Source organism: Streptomyces sp. NRRL WC-3605, from assembly GCF_001509795.1.
GTDB classification, from domain to species: domain Bacteria; phylum Actinomycetota; class Actinomycetes; order Streptomycetales; family Streptomycetaceae; genus Streptomyces; species Streptomyces viridochromogenes.
Genome location: NZ_LLZN01000032.1, coordinates 1 through 211 on the forward strand (window position 1 = coordinate 1; position 211 = coordinate 211).

Annotated in this window: 1 rRNA gene; it reads left to right on the forward strand. The window is 56.9% G+C overall.

Annotated elements, in window-relative coordinates:
• A 23S ribosomal RNA gene (locus ADL34_RS05660) occupies positions 1–211 on the forward strand; the annotation flags it as partial.

A 211-nucleotide genomic window follows, 5' to 3' on the forward strand; every position in this document is an offset into this window, starting at 1 on the left:
GTCAGGTAGAGAATACCGAGGCGTTCGGGTGAACTATGGTTAAGGAACTCGGCAAAATGCCCCCGTAACTTCGGGAGAAGGGGGGCCACAACCGGTGATGAGCTTTGCGCTCTGAGCTGGGGGTGGCCGCAGAGACCAGCGAGAAGCGACTGTTTACTAAAAACACAGGTCCGTGCGAAGCCGTAAGGCGATGTATACGGACTGACGCCTG